Source organism: Humiphilus diazotrophicus, from assembly GCF_059726315.1.
The window spans coordinates 1-24,319 of record NZ_AP040870.1; the positions used below are offsets into that span (position 1 = coordinate 1).

24 protein-coding genes and 1 tRNA gene are annotated in these 24,319 nt (G+C 50.2%); 18 read left to right on the forward strand and 7 right to left on the reverse strand.

The window, feature by feature from the left end; genetic code table 11:
* Positions 1-86 precede the first annotated feature (86 nt).
* Together AC6I7T_RS01945 and AC6I7T_RS01950 are read left to right on the forward strand one after the other, a co-directional pair.
* Entirely contained in the window at positions 87-839 is a 753-nt protein-coding gene (locus AC6I7T_RS01945) for a hypothetical protein (RefSeq protein WP_497791596.1), read from the forward strand.
* 572 nt (positions 840-1,411) lie between these two features.
* Positions 1,412-3,142 carry a methyl-accepting chemotaxis protein gene (locus AC6I7T_RS01950; protein ID WP_497791597.1) on the forward strand — a complete coding sequence of 577 codons (1,731 nt, stop codon included), beginning with the start codon at positions 1,412-1,414 and terminating at the stop codon, positions 3,140-3,142.
* Positions 3,143-3,782: 640 nt separating this feature from the next.
* Here AC6I7T_RS01950 and AC6I7T_RS01955 read toward each other — a convergent pair.
* The 3 genes from AC6I7T_RS01955 to AC6I7T_RS01965 all read right to left on the reverse strand — a co-directional run bounded on the left by AC6I7T_RS01955 (position 3,783) and on the right by AC6I7T_RS01965 (position 6,412).
* Entirely contained in the window at positions 3,783-4,205 is a 423-nt protein-coding gene (locus tag AC6I7T_RS01955) for a type 2 periplasmic-binding domain-containing protein (RefSeq protein ID WP_497791598.1), read from the reverse strand.
* 24 nt (positions 4,206-4,229) lie between these two features.
* Positions 4,230-5,378, reverse strand: a complete 1,149-nt coding sequence (locus tag AC6I7T_RS01960) for a hypothetical protein (protein ID WP_497791599.1) — start codon at positions 5,376-5,378, stop codon at positions 4,230-4,232.
* A gap of 725 nt (positions 5,379-6,103) precedes the next feature.
* Entirely contained in the window at positions 6,104-6,412 is a 309-nt protein-coding gene (locus AC6I7T_RS01965; RefSeq protein ID WP_497791600.1) for an ABC transporter, read from the reverse strand.
* 849 nt (positions 6,413-7,261) lie between these two features.
* Between AC6I7T_RS01965 and AC6I7T_RS01970 the strand changes: the two genes are divergently transcribed.
* The 11 genes from AC6I7T_RS01970 (at position 7,262) to AC6I7T_RS02020 (ending at position 16,992) form a co-directional block, all read left to right on the forward strand.
* A complete protein-coding gene (locus AC6I7T_RS01970; protein WP_497791601.1) occupies positions 7,262-9,025 on the forward strand; it encodes a sigma-54 interaction domain-containing protein in 1,764 nt (587 codons plus the stop codon).
* Positions 9,026-9,186: 161 nt separating this feature from the next.
* The gene (locus tag AC6I7T_RS01975; protein ID WP_497791603.1) at positions 9,187-9,606 is read left to right on the forward strand and encodes an Ohr family peroxiredoxin; all 420 of its coding nucleotides are present in this window, start codon (positions 9,187-9,189) and stop codon (positions 9,604-9,606) included.
* A gap of 55 nt (positions 9,607-9,661) precedes the next feature.
* On the forward strand, positions 9,662-10,729 hold the full coding sequence (locus tag AC6I7T_RS01980; RefSeq protein ID WP_497791604.1) for an alpha/beta fold hydrolase: 1,068 nt from the start codon (positions 9,662-9,664) through the stop codon (positions 10,727-10,729).
* A gap of 22 nt (positions 10,730-10,751) precedes the next feature.
* A complete protein-coding gene (locus tag AC6I7T_RS01985) occupies positions 10,752-11,882 on the forward strand; it encodes a redoxin family protein (protein WP_497791605.1) in 1,131 nt (376 codons plus the stop codon).
* 592 nt (positions 11,883-12,474) lie between these two features.
* Positions 12,475-13,167 carry an RHS repeat-associated core domain-containing protein gene (locus tag AC6I7T_RS01990; protein ID WP_497791606.1) on the forward strand — a complete coding sequence of 231 codons (693 nt, stop codon included), beginning with the start codon at positions 12,475-12,477 and terminating at the stop codon, positions 13,165-13,167.
* Positions 13,168-13,195: 28 nt separating this feature from the next.
* Positions 13,196-13,888, forward strand: coding sequence for a hypothetical protein (locus AC6I7T_RS01995; RefSeq protein WP_497791607.1), 693 nt, complete (start codon positions 13,196-13,198; stop codon positions 13,886-13,888).
* The gene (locus AC6I7T_RS02000; RefSeq protein ID WP_497791608.1) at positions 13,879-14,124 is read left to right on the forward strand and encodes a hypothetical protein; all 246 of its coding nucleotides are present in this window, start codon (positions 13,879-13,881) and stop codon (positions 14,122-14,124) included. Before AC6I7T_RS01995 ends, AC6I7T_RS02000 begins: the two co-directional genes overlap by 10 nt.
* 13 nt (positions 14,125-14,137) lie before the next feature.
* The gene (locus tag AC6I7T_RS02005; RefSeq protein ID WP_497791609.1) at positions 14,138-14,344 is read left to right on the forward strand and encodes an RHS repeat-associated core domain-containing protein; all 207 of its coding nucleotides are present in this window, start codon (positions 14,138-14,140) and stop codon (positions 14,342-14,344) included.
* Between the two features lie 141 nt (positions 14,345-14,485).
* Positions 14,486-14,809 carry a hypothetical protein gene (locus AC6I7T_RS02010; RefSeq protein WP_497791610.1) on the forward strand — a complete coding sequence of 108 codons (324 nt, stop codon included), beginning with the start codon at positions 14,486-14,488 and terminating at the stop codon, positions 14,807-14,809.
* Between the two features lie 514 nt (positions 14,810-15,323).
* Complete coding sequence (locus AC6I7T_RS02015) at positions 15,324-15,851, forward strand: RHS repeat-associated core domain-containing protein (protein WP_497791611.1); 528 nt, start codon at positions 15,324-15,326, stop codon at positions 15,849-15,851.
* Positions 15,852-15,918: 67 nt separating this feature from the next.
* Entirely contained in the window at positions 15,919-16,992 is a 1,074-nt protein-coding gene (locus AC6I7T_RS02020; protein WP_497791612.1) for an IS630 family transposase, read from the forward strand.
* Between the two features lie 521 nt (positions 16,993-17,513).
* Here the strand turns inward: AC6I7T_RS02020 and AC6I7T_RS02025 are convergent.
* From AC6I7T_RS02025 to AC6I7T_RS02040, 4 genes are all read right to left on the reverse strand, one after another.
* Positions 17,514-17,587 (reverse strand) — tRNA-Gln (locus AC6I7T_RS02025).
* Positions 17,588-17,855: 268 nt separating this feature from the next.
* Positions 17,856-18,536: a TetR/AcrR family transcriptional regulator gene (locus AC6I7T_RS02030; protein WP_497791613.1), complete on the reverse strand. Its 681-nt coding sequence runs from the start codon at positions 18,534-18,536 to the stop codon at positions 17,856-17,858.
* A gap of 3 nt (positions 18,537-18,539) precedes the next feature.
* The gene (locus AC6I7T_RS02035; RefSeq protein ID WP_497791614.1) at positions 18,540-19,286 is read right to left on the reverse strand and encodes an ABC transporter permease; all 747 of its coding nucleotides are present in this window, start codon (positions 19,284-19,286) and stop codon (positions 18,540-18,542) included.
* A 3-nt stretch (positions 19,287-19,289) separates the two neighbouring features.
* Positions 19,290-20,075 carry an ABC transporter ATP-binding protein gene (locus tag AC6I7T_RS02040; RefSeq protein ID WP_497791615.1) on the reverse strand — a complete coding sequence of 262 codons (786 nt, stop codon included), beginning with the start codon at positions 20,073-20,075 and terminating at the stop codon, positions 19,290-19,292.
* 261 nt (positions 20,076-20,336) lie between these two features.
* On the opposite strand from AC6I7T_RS02040, the gene AC6I7T_RS02045 reads away from it, so the two are divergent.
* The 5 genes from AC6I7T_RS02045 to AC6I7T_RS02065 all read left to right on the forward strand — a co-directional run bounded on the left by AC6I7T_RS02045 (position 20,337) and on the right by AC6I7T_RS02065 (position 24,270).
* Positions 20,337-20,843, forward strand: coding sequence for an RNA polymerase sigma factor (locus AC6I7T_RS02045; RefSeq protein WP_497791616.1), 507 nt, complete (start codon positions 20,337-20,339; stop codon positions 20,841-20,843).
* Positions 20,844-20,851: 8 nt separating this feature from the next.
* Positions 20,852-21,649: an anti-sigma factor family protein gene (locus AC6I7T_RS02050; RefSeq protein WP_497791617.1), complete on the forward strand. Its 798-nt coding sequence runs from the start codon at positions 20,852-20,854 to the stop codon at positions 21,647-21,649.
* A 148-nt stretch (positions 21,650-21,797) separates the two neighbouring features.
* Positions 21,798-22,760 (forward strand): heme-binding domain-containing protein, encoded by a 963-nt coding sequence (locus tag AC6I7T_RS02055; RefSeq protein WP_497791618.1) that lies wholly within the window; start codon positions 21,798-21,800, stop codon positions 22,758-22,760.
* On the forward strand, positions 22,757-23,263 hold the full coding sequence (locus AC6I7T_RS02060; RefSeq protein ID WP_497791620.1) for a cytochrome P460 family protein: 507 nt from the start codon (positions 22,757-22,759) through the stop codon (positions 23,261-23,263). Before AC6I7T_RS02055 ends, AC6I7T_RS02060 begins: the two co-directional genes overlap by 4 nt.
* Positions 23,264-23,364: 101 nt before the next feature.
* Positions 23,365-24,270, forward strand: a complete 906-nt coding sequence (locus AC6I7T_RS02065) for a cation diffusion facilitator family transporter (protein ID WP_497791621.1) — start codon at positions 23,365-23,367, stop codon at positions 24,268-24,270.
* Positions 24,271-24,319 lie beyond the last annotated feature (49 nt).

A 24,319-nucleotide genomic window follows, 5' to 3' on the forward strand; every position in this document is an offset into this window, starting at 1 on the left:
AGGAACTGCACGCCAGTCCAGGCGATCGGAGGGGGAGAGCTTGCCTTCGTCGCTGAGGCTGCAAATTGCTTCGTGTTCTCGAGAATATGGGACGTCTTATGTACGATAGATGGCACTGGCTGTATGACTGGACTGAAAGGCTCAAACTTCTGCCCCTTGCGGCCTTTTTCATCACCGGCTTCCACTATCTGGCAGGATTTTCTCTCGGAGTATCTACGGGGTTTGGCCTGGCTTTTACGGCTATTGCCTATTGGGCCTTTTTGCTCTTCAACACAATAGGATTTGTCCCTTATCAGCTGATTATTGCAATCGATTACGCTGCGATGTGTAGAGACTTTCGTCTCCTTCCCGACGCAGGTCCATCTTTTGAAACCATCACCTTTGTTTCAGGCAGGGAAGGGCACTTCGAACGCTCTGACCAGAGTGGTTCGAGCCGTACTATCGATATCTATAAGCTACTGCCTTGCTGTGCCCCCGCGTGGCAGGATCAAGCTGAGGAAACGGCAGAGCGCCCAACCTTCTTCTTCCGCCCAATCGTCGGCGGATATGAATTTGGCCTTCATGTACAGCGCGAATGGTGGCTTGCGCATGCAGGTCAATGGAACTCAAAGAACTTGAAGCTGGGAAACGATAACAGTATTGTCTTCGGTTTTCTGCCTTCTGGATACATCCCCGACCATGTGGTTCGGAAGTATAGGCCATCACGTCCTCTCTACAACTTCGAGAGGAAGCAGAATCGATGGCAGAGGCTATTGGCCCGAGAAGGTTGGTCTGTGGATGAGGAGCAGCCCAATCAGATAAGGCACCGATACCTGGATCTGGGCCTGCATCCCCTCTAGAACTTTATCTGGTACCACGGTATCGAGGTACCGCTATATTGGTACCATGATACCGTGGTACCACATGGAATACTTCCAATGCACATTTCGTGCCACAGAGGGAGTAACTTGAAAATTTGCTGCGGGGTACTGTCCCTCCATGGGGCACTTCCAGGTCTTAGCGAGAAACCTGAAGTTCTAACTGCCATATTCTATATGGAATGTAACTTAACCTGATCCTCTTCTGGATAAGAAGAAACATTATCCTGAATCTCATTGTGTATCATTGAATAACTAACAGATCTATATACATGAATTGATCGGTATCTGGCGTCATTTCCGCAATTCCTCTGGCGTGCCACCATATGTTACCCAGAAGTTGTATCTCGATAAGTAATTGTAGGATGCTCCATGGCCGATGAAAGCCATGTCAAACTAAACAAGCAATGACCGAGGCCGAGTGTGATTTCTGACCATGATCGTTCGGGCAGTGCTGTATCTCAGTAACGGCCATAAACATGACAGCTTTGAGAGGGGTGCATGGCTATCGCACGGTATCCAGGGCGATGGAGCTGCTAAAGCAGAGGAAGCGAATGAAAAGTTTCAAAATCAAAACAAAAATATTGGCCGGGCTTGGTATCGTGGGTTTCGGATACATCATTTTCATGACCATTATCCAATGGTCGTCTTTCCAGACACAACAATCCATGCATATTGCTGCCGACTCTCTTTTTCCTGCGGCCATCCGGATGCAGGAGGCCCAGTCGGCTTTTCAGAGGCTAAATAAACGCTATAACGACGCTATCCTCCTTCAGGACAAGAGTCAGCTCAATGATGCAGCCCAAGATACTCAAGCCATCGTTGATGATCTCAATATTGTCTATTCAAAGACCGGCTATGATGCCAAACGCCAGCAACAAATTGCGGCTTTACGTGACAAGATCGTTGAAGTAGAGGCCAAAGCCGGTACTACTTACACTGCCATGATTGACGCCAAAGATAACATTACCGATGATATTCAGACGTCTATCAAGACTCTTGCTCAGAGCAATAGCGAAATAACCGCTTCTCTACAACAGTCACAAAATGATGTTGCCAACGATTTTGCGCTCCGTCTGAAAGAGGTATCGACTTTTGCTTCCCGGCAGAGTCGTTTGGGCCTCTTAATGTGCGTTTTGGGTGTTGGGTGCGGCCTCATAGCCTCGATATTAACCGAACGCTATGTCTCGAAACCGCTTACTTCACTCGTGCATAGATTGAAGGACATTGCAGAGGGGGAAGCAGATCTTACTAAGCGCCTTGAGCTTCAAACTACCGATGAAATCGGAGAGGCCAGCAAATGGTTCAACACTTTCATGGATCGTTTGCATGATGTTATCTATCAGATATCTACCAATACGGAACGTCTTGCTTTGGGCACCCAGACTATCGCTGACTCAGCTCAGCAGATGGCTGATCATGTTGGCGTACAGCGCTCCCAAGTCAATCAGATGGCTGCCGCTATGCAACAAATGGCTGATAGTGTTCAGGAGATCAGCCAGAGCTCTAATCAAGCTGCACAGGGCGCTGTAGACGCTGGTGAGCTTGCGGCCTCTGGTGGTTCAACTGTTAATGGGGCAATCAATAGCATCAAACAAGTGGCTGATGCTACTCTCGGCACTGAAGATCGTATTAAACGACTCGGCCAATCCGCCCAACAGATCGGCCGCATCATCAATGTTATCGATGAAATCGCAAGTCAGACCAACTTACTGGCCCTTAACGCTGCTATTGAAGCTGCCAGAGCTGGAGAACAAGGCCGGGGGTTTGCCGTCGTTGCAGGTGAAGTAAGAAACCTCGCTGTCAGAACAACGGGGGCTACCAAAGAAATCGCGGACATGATTAATGCGATTCAGACAGAAGCGCGTAATGCCGCTGAAGGTATGCATCGCGCGGCGGAGAGAGTGGAAATTGGTGTTCAGGATGTTACACAGGCTGGTGATGCCCTACACCAAATCATTGGAAGTGCGGAGCGCGTTAAGAAAATGATCACTCAAATCGCTTCTGCGAGTACAGAGCAGTCTGCTACTACCTTACAGGTCGATGAAAACATGCAGGAGATAGCTAAGCAGGCCGAAGAGACCGCTCGGGGCGCTGCCCAATCCTCCAGCTCCTGTCAGGAAGTTACTCTTTTAGCTTCAGATCTCCGTCGCCTCGTCAGCGTCTTCAAGGTTGGCTGCGAACTCAAAAGTGCTTCCGAACCCAATCCTATCCATATTCAACAGCTGGCTCCGGTTTTCAAAAAGACAGGACGCCTCCCTCAACCCGCTCTCACTAGGATTTAGTACTACGGTCGTAAGCAGCTTAGGAGATGGTTTACAGAGCTCTAGGGCACAGTTGGAAGCTGTGCCCTAGAGCTCCTTATTTTGAAGAGCATCAGGACAACAATAACGGAAAGGTACTTCGAGGTTGAGATACGTGCGTTATAGCACGGAATCAAGCGCGTTTCGTCAGCCGGTTTCTCTACCGAAGGGAGAAGGTGACAATAGCCAAGCGAGAGGATAGCGGAGGACCCGGTTAACTGGGCTTTAGTCGGTGAGGAGGCGCGCTTCTTTCCTTTTCATGTGTTTCATCCAATTGCTTTTGGATAAGCACCCTAGCCGTTCCAATCCCGAAAACGATTAAAATTGCGCATCTTTACGGAGAGAAGGCACAACGAAGTAATGAAGAGCAATCAGCCAGTCTTTGCTTCGTTCTGGGCTGATTTTCGATTTCTCTTTTCGGAGAATAGATATGCAGGATACGAACCAAGCATATCGGTAACAGTTTGAGTTCAGATATCGAGGACCGGGTACAAAGCAAGAACGCCTTGGAAAGTGAGCGCCGTTCAGGTACGAACTCAATATCTCCTTCCTGCAGTATTCAGAAGGAGATATTGAGTCGCTTGATTTGGAGAAGAAGGCCAGTGGTGAATGGATGCTATGCTCATTTCACCGTTAGCACTTTCACTGCCTCATGAGGTGTGGTTTTACTGATGTAGCCGATCGCGTTTGGGGTATGAGAAACGAATCCGACGACATCGGCATCACTGTTGAAATGCTTAGGCATATTTGCCTGTCCCGAAAAGAGCAGATTTCGCCAGCTAGCACGGAAGGTAGCGTCGGATTTTCCGACATATTTCTGAAGGAACTCCTGGTGGGTGGCGCCTGCTTCGATCAGTACTGGAGTTACGCGGATTCCGCCCTTAAGGTTTGAGGTTGAGCCGGTGAAGACGTCACGTAGCTCATCTTTACTGATTTCAGAGGCTTTTATTCCCTGGTTGGCTATTATGATTACCTGTGCATGAGCGACAGAGGCAAATATGGAAGCAGCCGCGGCAAACAAAAATAGTGCAAGATATCTTTTCATGGAAATAATCTCCTTCCCGTCGCCCTAAAATACAAAACCGATCTTGGCGACCAAGAGGTTCATGTGCGGTCTTAGTCCGTTTGGGTTGTTGACACCGTAAAAGCCCACAGCATTGCCGTCCATGTAATGCCCTTCGATCTTTCCATAGAAATTGTTGTTAAAGTCATAACGAGTTGCTGCTACCCACTCGTGCGAATAGCTTGCTGGATCTGAGTGATCCTCTGCGGAAGCCATCAGAAAGCGGCTATGATATGCTCCAACTTGCAATTTATCGTTGATATGGTAGCTGGCCATTGCAAACCAGGCGCGTTCATCTTGAACGCTGCTTGAAGTGGGTGAGCCTGTCTGCGTCACATTCGTATATTGGACAAGCTTCATATATTGTCCGGAAAGGGTGAGCTTTCCGCGATCGTATTGCCCGTAATATGTGGGCCAATAGGTTAAAGGTTGGCGAAGATTCCCGTCGGAGGTTGTGCCCTTTAGGTCGTAGAGCATCAAAGATCCGCCAACTTGCAAGCCCTTCACCGGAGTCTTCCAGCGCAGGTCGAAACCTGGAGTTTTGCCCCAGGGATGATCGGTAAACGAAGTGCCTGATTCATGATAGGTCTCCATGTAACCATCATCTGTAGCTAGATAATAATCGCCATAGTATCCGCTGTATGTCAGTTCTCCACCATGTTTACCTAAGGGCGCCTTGCCGTATATTTCCGCACCGAGCTGCGAGAGGTTGGTTTCCCGATAGTCGATCGAATAGATCGATTCGGGAAGGAGAGACCACATGTATCCGGGATCTGCATCCTGCGTGTCATTGTAAAGTCCCCACCGGATTTTCACTTTGCCAGCTCGAACTCCCACCCATTGATTTACCTTAAAATCACCAAGCGCCCAGTCCCAGGAGACATTGTTGCCTCCAAACTGGCCAAGATTTAGGTAATGAACTTGGAGGCCAATTCGCAATCTTTCAGTAACTTGATCCGTGATGTTTGCTGCTGCTTCAGTCCATTGCAAGCTTCCGTTTCTGGTGTCTGCAGAAAGGTAATTGTTGTGTGAGCTAGCAATTGCACTTTGTGTAGCATAACCGTGAATCTGAATGTTTTGACTGTCGAGATTCTGTGCAGATGCAAAAGGAATCCCCGTACATAGGGTCAGAACCCAAAGAAGCAAATGTTTCACTGTGTCAATCCTCCGGGAGTTGCTGCCTAAAACGAATGTGCTATTACGTTCCAGCATCAATCTCGTTGACAGGAGTCCAGCGGTTAAAAAGTTGCTGGACCTGAGATATCTATCGGCGTCGAGTTCTAAACGGTAACATCTGGAAATAGCAAGTTAGACATAATGAGGTATGGTGAGTGTGGAAGTGATGGTAAAGAAAGGATATGAATCGCTTCCGGAAATGGAAAATGTCGAAAGAAAAATTTCATTACGTTTTTGCTGGTAAGGAAGAATTTTGGGAGACCCCACTTCGGGGCACGAAAGCTGCGTGTTCTGTGTGCTCGGTTTTACTGCGAAATGACGCGGAGCGCTCTAGGTCGGGCAACGGTGACTGGGCGATGCTTTGAATTTATGGAATCTGAGTAATGAGATGGACCACGTGGTGGAGGTTTGGTGTTGCTCAATATGAGAGTGCGGAGCTACAGACTAAATTGCTCCGACGACTACTCTCATTTCATTCTCTTACATTTGAATCCAGACGAGTACAGGTATATGCCCACTGAGCTTTAGGGTGGTTACCAGAGCAAGGACGAAGTGGTCGCAAACTTAATGTTCCAATATTTGGCTGGCCGCTTGTCATTTCGGCGGCGGGAAGAGAGGCCGGCTTCTTTGTTTACACCCCTACAGATGTAGCAAGACTGCTTATTCGGCGGTTTTGAGACGTTTCCTCCTGATCGAAGTACACCCTATGTAACTTCGAACCCGCTAAGGTCTGGAGGCCAGAGGATTTTGAATTCCTCCTCGTCGAGTTTCCGATATGCAGCCTTGAGCTGCTGTTGTGCATGATATCTTTGGATTATCTTTTCCGCCGCGATGAAGGTTTCCTCCGGCAGGTCGGTTAAGACAAAGATATTGAATTCACCATTTCCGCAGTCATGACCATCAACCTCCGCAGTCGATGGCAAATTTTCGATGAGTAGATCTTCCAGAACAACCAACTCATCTAGATCTTCTGTGCTGTTAGCTCGAAACTGTAATACCAGTTGATATTCCATAATCTCCTAGTATGCTGGCTGCTTCAACCCATTCTTCGCTTGCTTCTATAAATTAAGATTAATAGCCTTCCCCATAGAATGGACTCTGCATGACGCCAATAGGCCTATCTCCGTTGTAGGTATCAGTGCGCCAAGCCTGGAGCGAAGCACTGTTCCAGCCTGCTGAACTCGAGGGCAACACGAATAGCACGATCCTTCACGAGGGGATAGTTCAGAATTATCTCGTTAGATTAAGAGACTGAAAATCATCTTCCTTTTCTTTAAACAATTCCAAATGTGGAAGACGGATGGTGGTAGCTATTGCGATGTAGATTAGCACGGAAGTGAATGCGAGAGGCAGCCACAGCAGGTCCTTCCGCGTGACGGATTTCAAGGATGAAGGGCAAATGCCAGGTGGAACAGAATGCAGTCCGCGAATGTTCATCTTCATTGCACTATTTGCGAGCGGTACTTTTGCATCATGGGATTTAGCTTTAGGGGAAGATGCTTGATCGTCATGATGAGGCCAACTTTTTCTGGATACTTTCGCTTAGCATTTTCATGACTGCTGTCCTTCCTCCTGTTGCCGGGACTCCTTGCAACTCCAAGTTCTCTGCTATTTTTAATATTACGTCATTTGCAGTTTCCGAATAACTACGGCGGCGGCTTCGCGCCACACGGCAGCACGCCCGAACAAAGCAAAACGAATGGCCGATCCATTGATGCCTCACAAAGCCGAAGGCATACCATTCTGGAATGGGAACCTTTATTGTTGCCTAGAGCATTCTCCCGTATGCTATCAAGCAGATCGTGATGCGGCTCCGCGGCCACAACTTGGCGAATATTCAAACTCTTGAACCCGGAACAACTATGCTAACTCCTGAACCCTCTGCAGAAACTATGCTCCAGTTCGCGATGGATTCTTTGCCCATGCTCTATTGGCAGGTGTCAGAGAATGGCGCGTTAATGTCGGCAAATGCCATGTTCCATCGATTTGTAGGCACCAATAGAGATGGATGGAGCACGGTGCTTCCGGACGATTATGTGTGGTTTGAGGACCTTGCCCGGCTGCGGAGCTGGTGGGAGGCACGGAAGCAGGCGCTTGGCGAGGAGAAGATTGAACTGCGCCTTGTGGGTGCGGATGGCAGCAGCCAGTGGTTTCTTTTGTTTGCGTCTTCGCAGTCTACAGAAGAAGGCGAAGCTTGTTGGCATTGCGTCGCAGTCAATATCGATGAGCAGAAGCGTTTGGAAGCCCAGCTGCGTACGCAGGAAGCGGAGTTCCATACAATCGTGGACGCGATCTCGCAATATGTCGTCGTGCTTGATACGAACGGCATTGTTACCTATGTGAACAGGGTCGTTACCGAACAGACTGGGATGTCACTGGACGCTGTTGGTGGAGAACAGGACGCTTTTGCCCGGCCTTTCCATCCTGACGATTTTGAACGCGTGCGCCGGGAGAGAATGGATGGACTCTCGGGCGGCATAGCTTTTCAGCTCGAAGTTCGTGTACGTATGCAGGGCGGGCAGTACCGCTGGTATCTGATGCAGTACAAGCCGTTAAAAGACGAACGCGGAGACGTCGTACGCTGGTACGTTACTGGGACCGACATTCACGAACAATACCGTCAGAAGGAAGCCCTTCGGGAGGAAATCGTCAGCCTCAAAGAGGAGTTGGGGGCCCGTACGGATCAGGACGAACTCGTTGGGGAGTCCGGGCTCATCCTTCGGCTTCGAAAGCAACTCACCCGTGTCGCCAAGTCCGATTCCACGGTATTGCTGTTGGGGGAGACTGGAACTGGCAAGGAGTTGGCTGCAAGCTCGCTTCATCGGCAATCGCGCCGCAGTGGCAAGCCTTTTATTCGAGTAAACTGTGCAGCCATTCCGCAGTCGCTCATCTCTTCGGAACTCTTTGGCCACGAGAAGGGTGCATTCACCGGTGCGACGCAAAGACGTCAGGGCAAGTTTGAAGCGGCAAACGGCGGAACACTGTTTTTGGACGAAGTCGGCGATCTCCCGTTGGAGACACAGGTTGCACTTCTTCGTGTTCTGCAGGAGCGCGAGATTGAAAGGATCGGCAGCAACACGGCTGTTCCGGTAGACATCCGCCTGATTGCTGCAACACATCGCAATTTGCTGCAGTGCATCGAGGACGGGACGTTTCGAGAAGATCTTTTCTATCGGCTTAATGTCCTCCCGATAACTATGCCTCCGCTTCGTGAGCGCATTCAAGATATCCCTCTTCTGGTAAATCGCTTCGTCGCACGCTTCTGCGAGAAGGCCGGCAAACATGTACAGCACATAGAGAAAAGCACGCTTACGAAGCTTCAGACTTATAGCTGGCCTGGCAACGTTCGAGAGTTGCAGAACATCATTGAACGCGCGGTGATCCTAAGTGATGGTGACACGTTGTTCTTCGATGAAAGCTGGCTGAATCGGAGCCAGCGAACTCCGCAACCGACAGCCCCCAAAACTCTTACCGATCTGGTTCGTCAGGAGAAGGAGATGATCGAGGCTGCATTGGCAGAGTGTGGGGGACGTATTGCTGGACCGAACGGCGCTGCTGCCCGGCTTGGAATACCGCGCCAAACTCTCGAATCCAAAATGAAGCGATTCGGTATCGCACGCTCCTGAACTCAATCGGACGAGGAACACGGCTCGAGCTTGGAATGCTGAGCATTCGGCATTTTGCCGATATCTCGTCAGTAGAATTTCGCCTATCTCCTTTATTACATAGCGATTGACCTTGGCATGGGGATTGCATTCTTTCTCGGCAGTTGGAGAAGGAGAAGGTCATGCAGTCCATAAGCAGGAAGGTTCACTACACTTCAAGAGTCCATGTCACCACAGGACGCGACGGCGGCACTGCCACAAGCGATGATCGCCACCTCAAGATCAAGCTATCGATTCCCGGTACGGATGACGGGACAAATCCAGAACAATTGCTCGCGGCTGGTTGGTCGGCATGCTTCCTCAGTGCGTTGGCCATCGCGGCGCAGAAGCACGGCGTTGCGCTGCCGGACGAACGTGCCATCGACGCAGAGATCGATCTGGCGACAATCGGAGCCGACTTCGTAATCGGCGCCCGTCTCCGAGTGGCGCTGCCTGGGCTGTCGAGAGATATTGCACAACAACTCATCGAGGCTGCCGACGCGACGTGCCCCTATTCCAAGGCGTTTCGCGGAAATATTGAAACACAGATCACGCTTGCTTAGGCACTCCCGCCGATGCGACCCCCACAGACGAACAGAAGCAGATGAGGAGGAAAGAATGCAAATCAAGAAAAACGAAATGAATCGAGTCAGTAGGCGAGGATTCTTGAGCACCGCGGTGATGGCGATGGCCGGTACTGCCGCATTACCTTCAATGACGATTCACGCCGAGGCCGCAACAAAAGACCAGGAAGATGCGGCGGAAACATCATCCCTCATGCCTCCGCGCTATGCCACCGCGGTACGGCAGATTAAGGCAGGCGTTTTGGAGGTTGGGTACATCGACGAAGGGCCAAGGAACGGACCCGTTGTAATTCTTCTTCACGGATGGCCGTATGACATCCACAGCTTTGCGGAAGTTACTCCTTTGCTGACTGCCGCAAACTACCGCGTAATAGTTCCATACCTCCGTGGCTATGGCACTACGCGGTTCCTCTCTCCGAGCACGTTACGCAACGGTCAGCAATCAGCCTTCGCGTTGGACATTATTGCGCTGATGGATGCTCTCAGCATTCGCGACGCGATCGTGGCTGGTTTTGACTGGGGAGCGCGCACGGCAGATATCCTTGCCGCGCTGTGGCCTGATCGCTTTAAGGCTCTCGTCTCTGTTAGCGGATACCTTATCGGCAATCAGAAAGCTGGCTCTGTCCCTCTGCCGCCCAAGGCCGAGCTGCAGTGGTGGTATCAGTTCTACTTCGCTACTGATCGAGGCCGCGACGGGTACGACAAGTATCGGCGAGAGTTCAACAGACAAATCTGGCAGCTGGCATCCCCGCGTTGGCATTTCAGTGACGCTGTGTACCAGCAGAGTGCGGCATCCTTCGACAATCCCGATCATGTCAGCATAGTGATTCACAACTATCGCTGGCGCTTGGGTCTTGCTCAGGGCGAGTCTCGCTATGACGCCTACGAGCAGAAGCTGGCGCAAGGTCCGGTGATCACTGTTCCGACAATCACCATGGAAGGCGATGCCAACGGTGCTCCGCATCCGGAAAGCAGCACTTACGCAGCAAAATTTTCAGGCCGGTATGAGCATCGTGTGGCGCGTGGCGGTATTGGACATAACCTTCCGCAGGAAGCGCCTCAGCTGTTTGCTCAGGCCGTTCTGGACGTCGCGCATTTTTGAACCGCGGGCAAGAGGAGAATTTGTGAAAAGAACATTGACCATATCTGAGCAAGGTGTAAGAGACAAGCGTGGCTTTGAAACGGGGAGGAGATTCCATGCCGCCGTAGCCTTCCTTCTGCTGAGCCTGATCTTCTCTGTCTTGGTAGCTTGCGCTCGAGCAGGCACTGCAAAGGCTTCTGAGAGAAGTCTCCCGGTGGAGGGCAAACTCCCCGCTCTTGATGCGACAGCGTGGATCGGAACACCGGCGCTCACGCCGAAGGCGTTGAAGGGCAAAGTCGTCCTGGTTGATTTCTGGACGTACTCCTGCATCAACTGTATTCGGGTTACTCCCTATCTGAACGCATGGGCGGACAAGTACCGCGACCAGGGATTCATTGTGCTTGGTGTGCACACTCCTGAGTTCGGTTTCGAAAAACGTTCCGAGAACATTCAGGAAGAGATGAAGCGCTTCCATATCGCTTATCCCGTCGCGGTCGATAGCGAGTACAAGATCTGGAATGCCTTTGGAAACCAGTATTGGCCTGCCATGTACCTAGTGGATGCGAATGGCCGCATCCGCTATCACCAGTTCGGTGAAGGGAACTATCCCGAGACCGAATCTGCGATTCAGCAGTTGCTTGCCGAAGCTGGACGTGGAGCGCCAAATGGTAGCTCGGTTGTACCTCATGCCTCTGGTGCACAAGCGCCTTCGGATGTGCGCGCAGTAGCTTCTCCTGAGACCTATCTCGGCTATCGCGAGGCGACAGGATTTATTTCGCCAGAAGGCTCCCATCATAATCGCGATGTCCTCTACTCAACTCCTTCCAGTTTGAGACGGAATACCTGGGCTCTTGCGGGCAGTTGGGCAATTGCAGCAGATTTCGTCCAGCTCAATAATTCGGGTGGCACGATCAGCTACCGCTTTGCCGCTCGGGATCTGCATCTTGTAATGGCCCCTTCCGACGAGGGAAAGCCGGTACGGTTTCAGATCACGATTGATGGCCTACCTCCAGGAGTCGATCATGGAGCAGATACGGATGCGGATGGACATGGGGTGGTTATTGGATCACGACTTTACCAACTCGTTCGACAAAGGGGCGGCGCTCGTGAGCGCACTCTTCAAATTCGTTTCGAAGACGCAGGCGTAAAGGCATTTGTCTTCACCTTCGGATGATCCACTCAGTTTCTGCAACAACATAAGGAGAGAGAATTATGAAGACACATTTGTGACTCGCAGCGGTCCTGGCATTGAACTTGTCTCCTACGGGGTTTGCACAAACGGCCAACGAGGTATTGGGTCCGCCGAAGACAAGCAAACAAATCGATAATCAGCTTTACACGATCAAATATGAATACGACTTAGCCGGACATATTACTCAGACTACTTACCCTTCCGGGTTGAAGGTTGTAAATCAATAAGATCTAGTCGGTCGGTTGAAAAATGTGCTAGACGGAGAAGATCTTAGTGAATATGGCGCGAAATTTCAGTACAACGCAGCAGATCATGTGCTTGGTTTTCGGTGTGAAAGTGGCGTGACCGCTGAATTGGGCTGCACGACGGATGGTCTAGAGGATGTCCAACTAATTCAATATGATAAGAATAACACTCTCTTTAGTGTGCCTTACGGATGGGAGAAAGGTTATATAACCTCAATTCACGATAATCTCGATGATGGGCGAACTACACGCTTTGCATACGATAGCCTAGAGAGGCTCACAGCTGCGCGCACTACCGGGTCAGCGGTTTATCCTGAATGGGGAGCGAGTTGGACTATGATCCATGGGGGGACCGCCTGGCTCAGATCGTGACTGTCGGTGCGGGATATACCGATTACGCAGCTTTCTCGACTGATACTAATCGTCGTGATCCAGTCAATAATTATGATTCTTCAGGAAATCCAAAGATATCAAATGGCACGATATTAACTTACTATGGGGAAAATCGCATAGTGCAAGCTGCAAGTGGAGATATTCAATATACGTATGATACCGATGGCCTACGCATAAAGAAAATAGTTGGGGCCATTTCGACTATGTATATTAGAAGAGGTTCTAATGTTCTGGCAGAGTATGTTAACGGCGTCCTCAACAATGAACAAATTTTTGCCGATAATCGACATATTGCCACAATCGATCATACGAAAATGGACAGTGATCCTAAAAAGATTTGGTATTATCTTCTCGATCACCTCTCGCCTCGAGTCGTAACAGATGATAATGGTCGTGTAGTACGAGAATATGGGCACTTCCTCTTCGGGATGACGTGGTACGATACCGCGGGAGAAGAGTATAACTATACCGGCAAAGAATGCGACTCCGAATCTGGGAATGATTATGGGGGGGCAAGGTACTATTCGGGTAGCATGGGGAGGTTCATGAGTCCTGATCCGTCACAGTTGTACTACGCAGATCCGACGAATCAGCAGAGCTTGAATCTTTATGCCCATGTACTAATATAGTCCGTTGATCCACATCGATCCACGGGAATTGGATTGCGCGAAAGTTAATGACAACGGAGACATCACCGGTGAGATTACGCCTGGTGACTGCCCCGTTGATGCAAAAGGAAACCCAACGACGAACGATATTTATATTGATGCAACTGGGGTCACGGGTGCTTGGCAGGATTCGAATAGTGATCTATCGGGCTATGCTGTTGGGCGGAGTATTTATGACTCCAACGAATCACTAGATACAGTAGCTGATTTCGTGGTCAATGCAGATCCTTCGATAGGTCAGCTTGCGCCATCTGCACAAGAACTAACAGTTGGTGCGGCGGACGATACGGCGGGCTCTCCGACTGTCTGTTCTGTCGGTGGATTTGCGCAGCTTACTTTTGGTTCGCTTCAAGGTGGCTACTTCTATGATTCGAGTGGAGGGGGGAGGTTTTACGGATCTACCAGGGCCACGCCAGGAAAACCGGATTCAATCGTTTCACCCATTACAGGGAAAACCACACCACTTGGAGCACCGCTCTCTTTTAGCGCAAATGTAAAAGTCAACACTAAAGGGACAGTTAGTGGCGGCGTTACGCTTCGTGATTCTAGAACCGGCTTGGGAATTGGAGCCTCGTACAACGAATACGGTACTCCAGGTGCCAGTGTCAGTTGGCAGTGTGGAGCTCTTACAGCCGGGGCCACTGCGACATTTGGCATAATAGGAGATCCCAAATGTCGTTAATAGGCATTTCTTTCCAAGTGCGGCATTGGGGATTTATTGTGCTTCTCATTCCCGGGATTTGGGGGATGTTCTATGCATTTGTAGCAGATGTTTTCATCGACGAATCGGAAACTCCAATGACAGAAGAGCACATAGATAAAGTCGGTATAAAAGCAACGCCCCTGACCCGATCTATTGTGTTTACTCTCGCTCTGTTGATGACGGGATTCGCTCTCTGGAAGATGTTCGGTCTGTAGATCTGTAAGTTGAATGCTGCATTTTGCCGGGAAAGAACGTGACTCCGAATCTGGTAATGACTACTTTGCCGCGAGGTACTATGGTTCGGGCATTGGGAGGTTCTTTAGTCCTGATCCTTCGGGTTCGTATTATGCGGATCCGGATAACCCTCAAAGCATGAATTTTTACAACCACGCACAAAACAATCCGCTGAGAAATGTTGATCGATGGCAGCTTTGATGCCGAAGATGATAAGCAAACTGGAGACAATGGGGCCTTGTGAAAGAGCAGGTGGTTATTGGGAGAAGTACGGCAATCACGCGCCTGGAGTTGACCGGGCTAGTTCGAATCCTGACGGAGCTTTGATGCTACATAGCGTACATGGATCCGCCGAATCAGTTAGCTACAGTTACAGGAATTCTGGTTGACACATCGGTGTGGGCTTCCGGCTATTTGGCGGACATCGGACTTGCATACGCTAGCGGGTCGAATTACTTGACGGGCGGCAAAGACATTGGGTACTACAGATTTCTAATGAGCCATTACGGTGGGCTGGTGGGGCCGCTGATCCGACAGGCGTCATTGATCGGGCCTGCAAAGGCTCACGATAAATGCTATGCCGCCGCAGGTCTGGATGCGTCTGTCAACACGAGTTCTACAGCCACGTTAACCCTTCAACAGGCGGTTGCCGCACAAGCCTGTTGAAGGCCCTTTACAATGCCGCACGCGCCAATTCGCGGGTGGCTGGCGCTACACTCCTGAGACTCTGGCTCATTAAGTGCGATCAGACACCTTTCGGACATCTTCACATTCTCGCACCAGGAAGGGAGGCCAAACCATGGTAGGTTTCATGCTCATAGTCTGTTTGGTCGTGATGTCAATATACCTTGGTGCTCAAGGGGTCATTTTGCTTTTCTCTGGCTTTCCATTGCCAGGACTCCATCCTTATATCTATTTTGTAGGCACCATTTGGACCCTAACATGTGTGTCCGTGTTTTATTTTACGAGGCGGCCATTGTTCGCGATAGCTTTAGGGTGGATATTCTGCGTTATGAATATTGGCGATTTATGGTCTCATTCTGCCGTAGAAAAATCTCTAACTTGGTTTCTGTTCGAACACAGTCCTGAGTTGTTCTTTCTAGCCGCATTGCACATTGGATACGTTTTAGTATTGCGACGAAAAAAGCTACTCCGGGGTACCCACAGCGCGGCACTTTAAATGTCTGATTGCATTTACGATGGAAATCACACTCATGACCTACTATGGCGTTTGTGCGGTATCAGTGTGTTTTCAGGCATTTGGTTTACCGGCAAAGCATGTGACTTCGAATCGGGAGACGACTACTGCGACGCTAGGTACTATGCAAGAGCAATGGGGCGAATGCTGCCACCTAATCCGGCAGGCTTATTTTTTGCTGACCGCTCAAATCCCCAGAGCCTGAATCTGTATGCTTATGTGCGGAATGACCCTTTGAGCTTCACCGATCCAACTGGACTGTATTGCGCGTGGGAAGACGGCACCTCAGATGACGATCCGAAGGACGGCGGTGCGACCAAGAATCAGTGTAGGCAGCAAGGCGGACATTGGACTGATGCCTCCAATTCTGGCTACGGAATGGATAATTGTATTGCGACGGTCGCCTGGAACAGTCCTAGGAGAGATAAGACGCTGTCTTTCGATCCAAGGTTAGAATCCTGGCCCTGCAGGCGTGGTCGGCGCATTACCTACTCAGCCAAGCGTTTCTAGTGTAGTCCGTCAGAAATACAATCATTTATAAGGCGCTGAACATCTCATATACAGTTGAGGTGACGGTATGCGCGTAGCTCCAGCAGTTCGATTGAGTTCCGAAGCACGAGGGGAACTGCAGAAGTTATTGCGGAGGCGTACCACTCCGGTGCGCGTGGTCGAACGTTGTCGCATCGTTTTGTTAGCTGCTGAGGGGCTGGAAAACAAACAAATTGCCGCACAATTGCATGTTGCTCCGCGTATGGCTGCCCTTTGGCGCGGTCGCTTTCTTGCTCTTGGCGTCGAGGGGTTGCTGCGTGATGCGCGGCGCTCCGGGCGCAAGCCTACCATCAATTCCCAAACCATTGCTGAAGTCATTGCCAAAACCACCCAGGGTAAGCCGGAGGTGGCCACACACTGGTCCCGTAGCAGCATGGCCCGTGCCGTTGGTATTTCTGAGTCCAGTGTCGGTCGCATCTGGCGTCAACACGGGCTTAAGCCACATCGCATGGAGAGCTTCAAAGTCAGCAATGATCCGAACTTCGCCGATAAGCTGGAAGATATCGTCGGTCTCTATCTCTGTCCACCTGAGCATGCACTTGTCTTGTCACTCGACGAGAAAAGTCAGATACAGGCTCTGGACCGCACACAACCCGGCTTACCGATGAAGAAGGGCCGAGTTCAGACTCTGACTCACGATTACAAACGCAACGGCACCACTACGCTATTTGCTGCGCTCAATACAGCTACCGGCGAGGTCTATGGCTTATGCCAGCAGAGACATCGCCATCAGGAGTGGTTGAAGTTTCTGCGTCTGATTGACCAGATCATACCTGTCCAAAAGCAAGTCCACATCATTTGCGACAACTATGCGACTCACAAGCACCCCTCAGTCCAACGTTGGCTGGCCAAGCGCAAACGCTTTCATGTGCACTTTACCCCTACTTCTGCCTCCTGGTTGAACATGATCGAACGCTTCTTTCGCGATCTAACTGTCAATCGCATCCGCCGTGGCGCCTTCCTCGATCTGGAACAACTCATTATGGCCATTGGTGATTACATCGACCATCACAATCAAAACCCTAAACCCTTCATCTGGACTGCTAAAGCCAAGGACATCCTTCAAAAGGTCTCCCGTGCCCGATCTTCCCTGATTAAATGATGAAATTAGTGACGAACTACACTAGAGTGTTTGATCCTGATGCTGAAAGAATCCAGAGGCTCGCCGACGCAGTAAAAAAGAAAACAGATTGCGCATCATAGCTTACTCAGGAGTTCAAGCACGATCGCGTTGGATGCGGTAGGTATGGTCCCATTTGGAGGAACTGCGGAGGCCGTCGCTCCAATTGCTGTCGGGGCGCTTTCGTCCGTTAGTGGTGCGGCAGAAGACGACACAAGCCACCGCTATCGGCCAACTTATAGGGCTTGCTCCTTGGTTTTGCATTTTCGATTTCTTTGATGGTGAGGGCCATTCGCTGAACCTCTCAATTGCATATTCTGTTCCGTACCCACACAATGCAGACCATAATGCCCATAATCGTACCCACAGAAGAGCTCGGCTGCAGAAGGTTTACCCGGAACGCCTGCGGACGCAATATGGATCATAATTTGCTGATGCAAATTGACTTAGCTATGTTTGAGGTGATCCTGAGAGGAACGGAGAAGTGCAGAGAAGTACGCGAATGGCTGCCCCCCAGGGATTCGAACCCCGATATGCTGATCCAGAGTCAGCTGTCCTACCATTGAACGAGGGGGCAGTATATTGCTGCCGGACGCCAAACAACAGCGTTGGTATTGAGTTGTTTTGAGGCTGGTCTCATTGACCCGCCTTGATCATATTAAGGGGAAAGGGCTTTCAGGTCAAACTGTTGGGTCTCACTGAATGGAATCAGGGGAATCCAGATTGGAAACAACCTTCTTTTTTCCCTGATTGGGGCTGTTTTTGCGGGTCGAGTTGCGGTGGGTACCCAGGGGGGCGATAACAAATCGACCTCTATTCTTGGGTCCTTGTACGCTTTGGGGGCTTTATAAAGATGTTGCGCTGCGGGATTCTTTTTCGGTGTGTTTCTTTGTTTTATGTGCTGAGGCAGCGACTGAGTCTTTGACTGGAACTTCTGGATCGATTCTTCGACTGAAGGCTCGGAAGAAGGCGTTGACTACACTCTCGATGTAGGTTTTGGGAGCGCTGCCTTTCTTCCCGGAAATAAAGATAAAGCGGTAGGTCAATGGTCCGAGAAGCATCGCCAGTGACAGATCCAGATCCAGATCTTCTGCAAACTCACCTTCAGCAATGCCTCTCCGCAGTTGCCGGAGCACTTGTTTGCTTTGACTCTGCATTACCAATTCTCTCCAGGCCTTGCCGAAGATGTAATTGCGTGCTGAATAGGCAAATAGATGCGGCATCATCCGCTCTTTTAGATCGCTTGAGCTTTCATGTGGACGGTAGCCAAGCTGGGCGATCATGTCGATGCGAAGGTCGTCCGTTTCGAAAAAAGTGGGCTCCTGGTCCAACCCGTGCAGATGCGAAAGTACCTCGAGGGCTAGTTTGTCCTTGTCCGACCAGTGCTTATAGATGGTGGCTTTGCTGACGCCGGATTCCGCAGCGATGGCATCCATGCTGGTCGCATCAATGCCTCGCTCGGCGAAGAGTTTCTCTGCTGCTTCGAGTACTTTGCTATGTGCTTGCGCGCTACGTTTTCTTGCCACTTCCTAAATCTCGATCCTGGAGAAGAGATAAGCGCCCATCATCAGAAAGATTACCGCCAATCCCCCTAGTAGAACCATATCCAGGAAATAACTAAAGTGCCACATCCCAATAAGCGTTCCGCGCAGGCCATCTATACCGTAGGAAAGAGGATCGATTTGCGTAACGATACTCAGCGCCTTCGGCAGATGATTCAGCGGGTAAAGTGCTCCCGATAAAAAGAAAATCGGCATTACCAGGAAGTTCATGATGAGTTGGAAGCCTTGCATGTCCTTTATGACCGATCCCATTGCACTGCCCAAGGCTGCAAAGACAATCGCAATCAGAGCCACAAAGACGAAGGCCAGAGGAATTGCGATCCAGTGCTGCGGGCGAAACCCGATCAAGATGCAAACGATCAGAATCAGCAGTCCCTGAATCATAGCGACAGTGGCACCGCCCAGAGTGCGTCCGATCATTACGTATAGGCGGGGTACTGGTGCTACCAGCGTCTCTTTTAGAAAGCCAAATTGGCGGTCCCACAGCATGGCGACTCCGGAGAAGACAGAGGCGAGGAGGATGGTCATCCCAATCACCCCAGGTGCCATGAACTGAAGATAACTGCCAGATCCTGCTCGTTCGAATACCGGGCCAAAGCCGAATCCCAGGGCAACAAGGTAAAGAGCCGGTTGCGCCAGAGATACGATCATCTGGACCTTTGAACGCACATAGCGCTTCATCTCTCGCAACCAGAGGATATAAATAGCATTCATCGGTTACCTTCTCCACATCTGGGCAAATTGCCGTAAATTGTCTGTCGAGTTTGCGCCCTCGTCGCGCAGAGAAGAGCCGGTGAAAGTCAGAAAGGCGTCTTCCAGGGACTCGGTTGAGGTTTGGTCTTTCAGCTCTGCCGCCGTACCTTGGGCTATCAGCTGACCATGATCGATGATAGCGATGCGATGTGCGACGCGCTCGGCTTCATCCATATAGTGTGTGGTCAGAAAAACAGTCGTCTTTTCTGTCGCATTCAAGTGCTTTACATGCGACCAGAGCTGATTTCGGCTTTGAGGATCCAGGCCCAACGTCGGTTCGTCGAGAAAGAGAATCTTCGGGGTGTGGAGAAAGCCGCGAGCAATCTCTAACCGGCGTTTCATGCCTCCGGAGAACTGCTTTACGTAGTCATTGCGCCGGTCCCAAAGTTCGAAGATTTTGAGTAGATGTTCGATGCGCTCAGCACGGACTTTACGCGGAACATTGTAAAGGACTCCGTGTAACTCCATATTTTCGTGTGCCGTTTGCTCGGCATCCAGACTGGGATCTTGAAAAACGATTCCGAATTTCTTCCTTGCCTCAAGTTTGTGATGTGCAGGGTTCAACCCATCGAGTTCGATAGTTCCAGCAGTGGGGCGTAACAGGGTCGTCAACATCTTGATCGTAGTTGTCTTCCCGGCACCATTAGGGCCCAGAAAGGCAAAGATCTCACCTTGACCGACAGAAAAGGTGATGCCTTTTACCGCGGTGAAAGAATCGAAGGTCTTCGTGAGGTTCTCTACGCGAATCATGAATTCTCCATCGTTCTTTAACAATACTGAACGGTTTAGTTTAGTTAGTCAAGAAAGATTTTTGAGAACCGAGGCTATGTTTATGGACTCAGAAGAAGGGAGAGGTCTGGACTCTATAGATGGTTGCTTGGATGGCAACGGTCCTTGCGCTCCCGATTTGCAAAACATAGAAAAATTTGTCTGAGTGAGGGAATAAAAACTCTCGCTTCCTCGTATATGGCAGTAGAGGTTAAAAAACTCATTTTCGATTGAATGCCCGATATGCATGATGATGCTGCACAAGTGATAGCTTGTATTCCCTCGTTGCGCCGATATGCTCGGGCATTGCTTCGTGACCAGGATGCGGCAGACGATCTCGTGCAGGAGACGTTACGACGGGGCTGGGAGAAACTCTCTCTCTTTCGAAGGGAAAGTGAGATGCGTGTTTGGCTATTCGGCATCATGCACAACACTTATATCGATCAACGTCGAAGGCCGGAGCCCAGCATGTCGCTTTTTGAAGAAGAGAATCTTGCGTTTCAGGAGCAGCCGGCAGAGTTGGCGCGATTGGAAATGCTGGATCTGGAATCTGCACTACGGGAACTCCCTGAAGACCAGAGAGAAATTCTTCTATTGGTTGCGCTGGAAGGACTCACTTACAGCGAAGTTGCTAAAGCAGTTCAATTGCCGCTTGGAACCGTAATGTCGCGGCTCTCGCGTGCCAGAGAGAAGTTGCGCATATTAATGAATGGCGGTGCCAGATCGAGCAAGGTTGAGGTCCTTCCATGAGATCCAACATGGTTACAGAAGAAGATCTTCAAGGATATGTCGATGGAGTGCTGAGCGAAGAGCGCCATCTCCTGGTCGAGAAATACTTACAGTCCCGTCCAGAGGAGGCGGCAAGGGTTCGATCCTACCGACGGCAAAATGACCTGTTGCGCCAGCATTTCAATTTCATCATGCAGGAGCCGGTACCGGAGAAGTTACAGCGCAGTATTCCTGTGAAGATTGTCGAGATACGTCCTCGTTTCGCTCGAAGGTTGCTGCAGGTGGCGGCAGGCATAGCTCTCCTCTTCTTTAGTGGATATGCGGGGTGGACGATTCGGGATCGTGTCAGGCCGACGAATCCTGCTGCCGGAAATTCGGCACGGTCGGTTGCATCAGCCGATCTGCCACAACGTGCTGCTGTTGCACATGTAATGTATAGCCCTACGGTTGAAAGACCACGGGAGATTCCAGCCAGTCAGGAAGACCAGCTGATCGCCTGGCTTTCACAGCGATTAGAACTCCAGGTTCGTCCTCCGAAGCTGCACTCTCTCGGTTATGAGTTGATAGGAGCACGAATGGTTCCCGGATCTTCTGGGCCGATTGTTCAGTTCATGTATCACAACAGTATGGGAGAGAGGGTGACTCTCTACGTTTGTACACAAGCTAGAGCGGGACGTGATGGCATGGTTCATTTCGACCAAGAGGGTCCGGTAAATGTCTTCTACTGGACGGATAGTGGCTTTGGCTATGCTATCTCCTCCGGAATTTCAAGAGCAGAACTTGAACAGTTCACGTTGACGGCTTTTGAACAACTGACTCATCGATAGCGCAAGACTCTAGAGCATTTCCCGAAATACTGTGAACTTTCCATGTAAGGTGAAGAGCGGCTTTCTTTGGCGGAAAGCCGCGCCAACTTCCGTGATTTGGTCTACATCTTTTCGGGAAATGCTCTAGGCAAGATAGAAAGGAATACGAATGGCAACGGGATCATCAACCCGTATCAGGATCTTTTTGTCTCTGGTGCTGCTGTTGGGGATTATCTTCTTGGGTATTCAGTTTATTCATCCAACGATAGAAAATCCGCCTGTTACTGCAGATTTGCAAGCACCGCCAGAAGTTAAGCAGATTCTGCGGAATTCATGCTACAACTGTCACTCCAACGAAACCAGAATTCCCTGGTACGACAAAGTTGCTCCAGCATATTGGATCGTCTCCAGAGATGTGAAGGAAGGGCGGCAGGCACTGAACTTCTCAGAAATAGGGAAGCTTCCGGCTGCGCAACAAAAGGGAATTCTCTTTGAATCGGTGAATCAGATTCAGCTTGGGGCAATGCCTTTGCCAGCTTATGTGCGAGTTCATCGCGGAGCTGCACTCACAGAAAAGCAGCTGGAGGTGTTACGAAACTATTTGAATCCTCCTGTTACGGCTAAGCCTGCCTCTGAGGAGGTGGTGAATACATCCAAGGTCCAGTATGAAAAGTGGATTCATGCCAGCAATGTAAAGCTCGATGTACAACCTGCTCCAAATGGGATTCCATTTTTTCCTGATTATAAGAACTGGAAAGCCGTCAGTGGTACGGACCGTTTCGATAACCACACCATCCGAGCGATCTTGGGCAATGATGTTGCCGTGAAAGCAATCGCAGAGAACCACATAAATCCTTGGCCGGATGGGACAGCTTTTGCTAAAGTCGCGTGGCTTCAAGAAGCCGACGATAAAGGTAATGTTCACGCTGGTTCCTTTGTCCAGGTAGAGTTCATGGCGAAGGACAGCCAGAAATATGCCGCTACAAAAGGTTGGGGATGGGCACGGTGGCGTGGGACCGATCTGAAGCCGTATGGCAAGGATGCCAAGTTCAGTAGTGAATGCATTAATTGCCATGCTCCAGTAAGTGAGAATGATTATGTCTTTACCATGCCATTCAGGGGGCAACAGTGAGGATACATAAGACGGGATTCTATTTCCTTTCGGTGATGCTTATGACGGGAATTCTCGGATGCTCGCAGCGGAATCCTCGTGTGGCGACAGCTTTGAATCAGAACGCCTCTTTGCAAGGTGATCTTCCTTTTAATCCCGTGCGGGGAAGAGTGATCACTACGTGGATAAACAGGAACGACTCGACTATGTCAATCCTCTTCGGCAATGACTTGGCCGTGAATTATGCAAGAACGAATTCCTCGAATGATTATCCATCCGGTACAGTGCTCGCTCTGGTGACCTGGCGTCAGCAGGAAGATAAACGATGGTTTGGGGGCAATATCCCGGACACGGTGAGATCTATTGAATATGTTTTTGTAAAGACCGCGTCCGATCAAAAGAAACTGTATTCCTATCAGGAGTATGAGGGCAGTCCTTTGAAACAAGTGTCTGTTCAGGAGAGCCCGTTGCCCAAGGATCGTGCTGCTTATCTTCTTTTACAACGTGCAGCCGTGATGCCATGAATATGACAGGCCTTTTCTCGCGGCAGAGGAGAAGGGTGCGAACTGAGACGGAAGGACAAAGCGCAATCGTGCTATCTGAAAGGAGGCGCGAACACATATAATTGTTGCCCAAGGACAGGTTAGCGTTCGTGATCGACAGGGCCACAATTGGAAAGCGTGTTGCGCTGATCAGCATTGGGGTCAGCGCAATTTTGGCTGTAGTCAAAATTGTTATTGGTTCATTGGCACATTCAACGTCTGTGGTTGCCGACGGTGTGGAATCTGCCGGTGATTTTGTAGCCTCTGGTTTCGTCTTCATCGGATTTGTGATTGCTGCCAAGTCTGCCGATGAGGAACATCCATACGGATATGGCCGTTACGAGACTCTTACCGGGCTGGCCGTGGGACTGATACTTATGCTCGGCGGGGTGGGCATCTGTTATCGCTCCATTTCAACGATAGGGGTAAGCCACGATATTCCCGCTATTTATGGAATATGGCCTCTTCTGGCTTCCATGATCTCAAAAGCGATTTTATCGACTACGAAATTCCGGATTGGCCGCCGTATCGGAAGTTCTTCTCTGGTAGCGGATGCGTGGAACGACTTTGTCGATATTCTTTCAGCTATTACAGCAATGGCTGCTTTGGCTCTCAGCGTTCTAAATCCCTCGCGTTTTCTCGTAGCAGATCACTATGGTGGTTTTACCGTTGGGCTAATTGTTGTTTTTACTGGATTACGAGTTGCTAAAGATTCAACCGATCGTCTGGCTGACACGATGCCTTCGCCGGACCTTGTGGGTGAAATTCGCCATGTAGCGGAGCACTATCCAGGGGTGCGCCGGGTAGAAAAGTGCTACGCACGCAATTCCGGCCTTCAGTATTATGTGGATCTCCATATTGAAGTCGATCCGAAGATGAGTGTTCTGGAGTCACATGAATTGGCGACCCAGGTACGTTTTGCCATTCGAAAAGAACTCGATTGGGTCGCAGATGTTCTTGTGCATGTTGAGCCCTGGCGGGGCATCTAGATCGCTAAATGTTGATAGTGTGGCCATTCTGTCGAAGAAGGGCCACACT